Origin of the sequence: Bradyrhizobium sp. 87 (assembly GCF_023073015.1) — a bacterium.
In the GTDB taxonomy this organism is placed as follows: Bacteria; Pseudomonadota; Alphaproteobacteria; order Rhizobiales; family Xanthobacteraceae; genus Bradyrhizobium; species Bradyrhizobium canariense_D.
In genome coordinates this window covers 1-5,409 of record NZ_JADPIQ010000055.1, presented here as the reverse complement: position 1 = coordinate 5,409, position 5,409 = coordinate 1, and the positions used below count along the sequence as shown (strand labels likewise).

3 protein-coding genes are annotated in these 5,409 nt (G+C 56.0%); all 3 read right to left on the bottom strand.

Translation table 11 applies throughout. The features are described 5' to 3' along the window. Positions 1–2,817, bottom strand: a 2,817-nt coding sequence (locus tag IVB50_RS14000; protein WP_247296087.1) for an amino acid adenylation domain-containing protein, incomplete at its 3' end; no start/stop codon positions are given. 371 nt (positions 2,818–3,188) lie between these two features. Further along, on the bottom strand, positions 3,189–4,283 hold the full coding sequence (locus tag IVB50_RS13995) for a PLP-dependent aminotransferase family protein (protein ID WP_157643152.1): 1,095 nt from the start codon (positions 4,281–4,283) through the stop codon (positions 3,189–3,191). A 282-nt stretch (positions 4,284–4,565) separates the two neighbouring features. Then, positions 4,566–5,114 (bottom strand): VOC family protein, encoded by a 549-nt coding sequence (locus IVB50_RS13990; protein ID WP_247296085.1) that lies wholly within the window; start codon positions 5,112–5,114, stop codon positions 4,566–4,568. Positions 5,115–5,409: the final 295 nt, after the last annotated feature.

Here is a 5,409-nt window from a genome sequence, read left to right as displayed (position 1 = left end):
TGCGCCGACCTCACCACTGAACGGATCGGCCAAGAACCGCTCCGCCGTCAGTTCGGGCCGGTTCAGATAGCCACGCGCGACCCCCGCCCCGCCAATGTAAAGCTCTCCGATCGCCCCAAACGGAACAAGTTCGCCATGACCGTCCAGCAGATAAATCCGCGTGTTCGCAATCGGTCGGCCGATCGGGACAACTGACCTATTAAATCCAGCGGAATAATGCCAAGCAGCCGCGTCAATCGTCGCCTCAGTTGGTCCATAGAGATTGACAAGCGGCTGAGATGTCAATTGCAACCATCTGCTCGCTAATTCTTTTCTAAGAAGCTCTCCACCACAGAATGTGAAACGCAAAGAACCGATATACTTTTGCTCAACGTCGGTAAGCGCAAGCAATGCTGCAAGAAGCGACGGGACCAATTGCAGAACAGTGACACCATACTTATCCAGTAGCTCTAAAAGTTTTCGAACATCTAATTGCAGGTCGCGAGGAAGAAGAATTGAACGCGCCCCAATCGACAAGGCTGTCCATAGCTCCCATACGGCGGCATCAAACGCGGGGGAGGTTCGCTGCAAGAAAACGTCGTGGGTAGTGAAATGGAATTTATCCGCCTGCCAAATCGTGTGGTTGACCAAGCTTCGATGCTCGACCATGACGCCCTTTGGAGTGCCGGTAGATCCCGAGGTGTAGATCACATAGGCGAGATGGCGCGAAGTCAGGCCAAGCGCACGCGGGTCGGGATCCGAGGCCGGCAGCTTCGCCCAGGCCGATGTCGCCGTCTCGAGATCGACCACCGTCAGATCGGCCAGCGCATCGGCGCCCAGCGCGGATCGTCCCGCAGCATCGGCCAGCAACAGTTGCGGCTGCGCATCCTCAAGAACCTGCTTGAGCCGTGCGCACGGATAGGCCGGATCCAACGGCAGATAGGCGCCACCCGCCTTGAGGATTGCAAGCAGCCCCACCACCATCGCCACGCCGCGCTCAAGGCAGATCGCCACAGGCTGGTCCGGCTTCACCCCGAGCCCGATCAGATGATGCGCCAGCCGGTTCGCCCGCGCATTGAGCTCGCCATAGCTCAAGCGCTCGTCCTCATGGACCACCGCCACCGCGTCCGGCGCCTTGGCGACCTGTGCCTCGAACAGCTCGTGGATGCACCGATCCGACGGATAGGCCGTCGCCGTCCGGTTCAGCTCCTCTAGCAAGTACACCCGTTCGTCGAACGGCAACAGTCCAATCCGTTGCACCGGCCGATGCGCATCGGCAGCCACCTCAAACAAAAGGCTTTGCAGATGCTGCGTGATGCGGTCGATCTGGTCGGCCACCAAGCGACTTGCATCAAAGTGCAATCGAAAGCGCCCGTCTAGAGCACAAACCTCAAACGTCAATAATTCACCGGATAGGATTGCCTCTGAACTCAGGCTAACACCGGTAGCAGAACAGCTATTTGCCACAACCGTGATGCCAATCGGCCATGGTCTGCGCGATCGTAGCAGCTCAATACCCCCCAACGACGGACAACGTGCGATAAGATCCCGCGCAAAGCTATCGTACTCCCTCAGCTGAGCGCACTCGGCCGCCACCAATTTGCGCACCGCAGCAAAACCATGACCGAGGTCAATGGTAATTTCCATTGGCACGACAGAAGCGACAAGCGCGTCTATGATCTTCAACCCGGCTCGCGAACTTTTCGGTGCGGGAGTCCATCCCAACTGAAGCTCTGATTGGCCGGTGACGCGGGCGAGATAGATGAGCCACGCGCTTATCAGGTATTCCGCACGATCGGTCGGCGACAGCTCGGCCAAACCACTTGGAACGAACCACGAGCTCGACTGCCATTTGTAGCGAGCTCCAGCTTCTCGAGACGACAAAAAAGGAAACTGCAATGTCTTGAACCGCTCAAACCGCTGTCGCCAAAAACGCTCTTGAGACGCCAACATTTCGTGGGCGACAGTTATGCTCCGCGCCTGATCATCGCCTAAAACTGGCAGACAATCCCCCACATCCAGATCGAAATCCCTCGCAAGCACACGCGCGTCCAACGCGTTACCATCCGCGCTGCCAAACGAGACATCAACATCCTCCGTATCTGTTGCCACACGCCAGTGGCTGGGGTGGATTTCGACTAACGTACCTGCCGGACAACCCGTGCGTCGAGCCGACACCTCCAAGCTCCTAACTACGACAACGTCGTCGCCTACCAGAGCCTTGGACAGACATAGCGGATTTGAATGATACGGCCCAAAGTCTAAGGCTCGCATCATCGCTGACAAATTTTCCGCAGCACGATTCCACCGCATGCAGCCTGCGGCATCTGGTGGTCGAGACCTCGGAAAATCGCTTCTCTCCACTACCGCCTGAGGACGAACACTGAGCTCTCCGTTCGCCAAGCCAGTTAAGAGCTCGCGGAAGCCCACGATGGCGGCTTGATCACATTTACGGTTGAGAGTTAGCGCAGTATCGTTGGGCGCGATCGATACCTGACGTTCAATCACCAGGTCATCGGTATTCACACCATGATCGATCCGATGCCAGCTAATTGCGTATTCGACCTCTTGCGCCAGCAGCGCCCAGGACGTGGCATGAGTTCCTGCATATCGTGGCAGCGGGCCGTCGTGGTAGTTGAAGGCGCCTTTGTGGACACGACGAAACACATCCGCTGGCAATTTGAATGGATTGCCGACAAGAAAAATCAACTCGACCGATTCGGCATTCAGTAAGGCGGAGAGCTCTTCAACACTCGCTGCGCGCAAGATATTGGCGCGTGCAGCCCAATCGCCGAATATGACATCGGCACACAGCACCCCTCGGATGACATGGCCCATCTCCATTGCTAGCTGAGCGCACCTGATAGCTAGCGTCCCACTGCCAACAAAGACGCTAGACGAGGTTGATGGGGCTGCAGATTGCTGTCTATCACAATCGCCTATTTCGCAACTCGATGAGACTGGCACAGATCCCTCCTAACGTGCCCCGTGCCCATAACAAGCAATCCGCGAGCCGCGAACGAGGCAAACTTGTCTTCAACGGTCACGCGGTCGATCACTTCAGAACAATCCCCCCGGGACTCAGGATCTCGCGCCAATTGACTATTTACGTACTGTGGCGCGTAACCCAATCGAGCGTCTGGTGCTGCGTCTGAATACCGCCATAGGTGCGCGGCTGGCGTCCACCAAAGGAAAGCGATCGACTATCTTCACCCCCGGGCCCCTCCGTCGCGCAGCCTCAGCAATTTCTGCTCCAGGCGCCGCGCTACATAGTGACCCAAACCTGTCACACTGGTTCGGATTTGCTCGGGAGTAACCGCGCTAAAAGCTAATCGTATCCTGCAGTCTTGAGAGTTATCCAACGCGAAGAAGCTCAACGGCGTAACGATGACATGGTCACGCCTTGCACACTCGTCTGCGCAGTCCGCGCCAAATCTGAAAGGAAGATCAAGAGTTAGAAAGAAGCCACCGGAGGGACGGCTCCATCGAATTTGATCAGAGAAAGGCGAAAATACACTGTCCAGCTCACACAACATAATGTCGCGATTTTCACGGTACCAATCCAGAGCCGGTCGTATCCAATCGCCTAAACGTCCTCCGTTTTGAATCAAGAGCCCCGCGACGATCGCTTGGGCAATTTGGCTCGTATTGACGGTAACGAAGCTCTTGCGCTGGACCAGATCTTCCCAAAGCGACCGACGAGCAGCAACGTCTCCAAACATCGTGTCGGGCAGGCTTGCAGCTCCGACGCGAAGAGCTGGGCTTATTGTCTTCGAGAATGTGGAAAGGTAAATAACACTTCCGACCTCATCCAAAGCGGCCATCGGGGGTACCGGATCGCCGTCATACCGAAACAGCCCATATGCGTTGTCCTCTAAAACGACGAGCCGGTGTCTGGCGCACACTTGGAGGATGTTGCGTCGCTCGTCTGCATCGAGAACACGTCCGGTCGGATTGTCAAAATCGGGGATAAGATATATTGCCCGGGCCTGTTGACTTTTCTGGCGCAATTGCAGCACGGCGAGCTCGATCGCGTCAGCAAGGCAAGGTTCTGAATTGGACAACGCCGCGACAGCGACTCCTGTAGCCTTGGCTGCACCGATCGCACCGATATAGGTGGGATTGCAGACCAGCAGCACATCCGACGGCTCCGGACAGAGCGCCGGCAGGCAGAGGGCGACTGCTTCCTGGCATCCTGAGGTGATCAGTACGCGGTCCGCGCTCGCCGGAACCCCCTCATCGCATTGCACCTGTTGCGCAACGAGCTCGTTGATGATGCCGGCCGTTCGTCCATACTGCAGCAAGTGAGCCCATCCGTGGGCGCCCCCGTGACCACCAACTGAATCGTTTTGATACACGTTCACCGCGTTCAACAAAACCTGGGGATTGAGCCTATCGAAGAACCGGTCACTCGGTCTGCCTGACGCTAGCGAGACAGCTGACGGAAACAGACTGGAGACTTCGTTCAGGAAGTTCATTACTGATTTTTGCGACCTGACATTCATCCTGGAGTCTTGGAAAAGCGTGGAAGGATAAAATCACACCGGTGTCCGACATGACTCATCGAGGTGTACACGTCCTATTGCTCAATATTTTCCAGACTGCTCAAGTTGGTCGAAAAGCTGCTGGACATTCGATTCGAGAAAGCCAGTCTCTCCGCCTCGATGAATGATTTCGAAGCTAAGCCCCGTTTCAATGGACCGACTTGAGAAGGCCTGCGTCAATCCAGGACCTCGAATCACACTCGTATCGAATCCGAAGCCACGAGATTTTAGAGCCTCTACAGCAGCATCGACGTCATCGACCTCAAGAGCGATATGAGCAACTCCAACGCCGTGATGGCGCACGAGCTCTGAGACCTGAGACGTCGGTTCAGTGCCCTGGCACAGAACAAACCTGATTCCTCGGGTCTCAAGCACGGCAGATAGCATGCCGGTCGCTCGACCCTTGATGTGAAACCGGCATTTCAATTCAAAGCCCAGCACGTCCCGAAAGAACTCAATAGAGGCTTCAAGGTCGAGCACAGCAATCGCAATATGATCGATCCCGCGAAATTGTGACAGCGAACTCGCGCTTGTTCGGTTGCCATCTATAACGGCACCCTGTTTGGCCTTACCACCGGTGGTCTTGGGCATAACATCCTCGCTCTCACTCGCAGAATTTGAACAGCGAAGCGACCCATCGCGAACGACGCTGCTACCAACAGATCAGTTCCGTTCTAAGATCAAGATCCCTCACCATCCTTTGCTCGAGTTCCGACAGCTCAGCCTTATACCTGGCCACATCCAATTGAGCGCGAAGGAGCTTCGCTTTGAGCTCTTCTCGTAGCCTTAGGGCTTCTCGGAATTCCGGCGACTCCAGCATAAGTAAAGAGCACATGTACTAACCAGTGAAATGAAGGCAGCCGACCAGCGCGGTCTTTCGAGACCG